The sequence below is a fragment of the Microcystis sp. M53603_WE2 genome (assembly GCF_030065435.1).
This window is the reverse complement of the sequence record NZ_JASJFF010001097.1, coordinates 1-1143: the sequence shown is the minus strand read 5'-3', so window position 1 is coordinate 1143 and position 1143 is coordinate 1. Positions and strand designations below refer to the sequence as shown.

1 protein-coding gene and 1 pseudogene are annotated in these 1143 nt (G+C 47.8%); both read right to left on the bottom strand.

The window, feature by feature from the left end; all coding sequences use genetic code 11:
• Positions 1–143: 143 nt before the first annotated feature.
• Entirely contained in the window at positions 144–1040 is an 897-nt protein-coding gene (locus tag PX481_RS23160; RefSeq protein WP_043999386.1) for a tRNA (5-methylaminomethyl-2-thiouridine)(34)-methyltransferase MnmD, read from the bottom strand.
• Positions 1000–1143, bottom strand: a pseudogene (locus tag PX481_RS23155) (alpha/beta fold hydrolase); the annotation flags it as partial. The gene PX481_RS23160 and the pseudogene PX481_RS23155, both read right to left, overlap by 41 nt.

Here is a 1143-nt window from a genome sequence, read left to right as displayed (position 1 = left end):
GGGATTAAGGGGGGATCGGCACCCCCCTTATCAAGGGGGGATTAAGGGGGGATCGGCACCCCCCTTATCAAGGGGGGCAGGGGGGATCAGAGGCAAAATCTATCTTCAATTTAATTATAACTACTTACTTACCTACATTATTCTCATTCCGAGATTTCGATCGAATTAAACGATCTTTGCCAACGTTTTTTCCAGTGGCTAGTCGGTTCTAAATCAGAGAGAGCCTGTTCGCTGCGACGACGTTGTATAATCACTTCGGCTGGGTCAGTTAAAGTCGCGTCTCGATAGGGAATAGCGGCTTTAGTTTGCAGATGTTCCCGTTCCTGTGCCGATAGAGATGGGGGTAAGGACAAAAAACTGGCTATTGTCCCTGGCGATCGCCGTCCGACGCTATCGGTGGCTCCAATCTGCAATCCTGCTAATTGTAAAGCCCTTCGCACCGAGGCAGCACAGGAATAGGTGACTAAATAACCCGTCGGACTCAGGCATTTGGCCACTAAAGCTAAAAACTCCACCGTCCACAGTTGCGGACATTTACCCGGGGAAAAGGGATCGAGAAAAATTGCCTCTGCTTGAAAACCCGCCTCAATCACCTTGGTTATCGTCTGTCGCGCATCCCCGATTAACAGTTTAGCGGTGAGATTAGGCAAGTCTAGCCGGTGATTATGGGCAAAATCATTTAAATATTCGGGAATTGGTTGATTCCAACTATTTAAGAGATTCTCTCTAATAGCCGCTAGGGGAACCATTCGATCGCTTTCTAAAGCTAATAATTCTACCCGACAATCCCCCCTAACTTGCCAAATGGCTGCCAACGCAGCGGCGGCATTATACCCTAAGCCGTAACAAATGTCAAGAATTTTCAGATTATTGCTCTGGTCTGCTTTCGCTGCCAGACGACTGGAGAGGATAAATTTTTTCTCAGCCTCTTCCCTTGCCCCGGAGGTAGAATGATAACATTCGCCGAATTCGGTCGAAAAAAAGGTATAAGAACCATCCTCAGTGACTTTTTGCGGGTAAGCTTCGGGGGAGACAAGCATGGTGATGGAGAATGTCTTTGAGGTGAATATCGGTTTCCAGCAGGCAAGCATGACCACTATTGGGCAGAATCGTTAATTTTGCGGCGGGTAACTGCTGAATTAG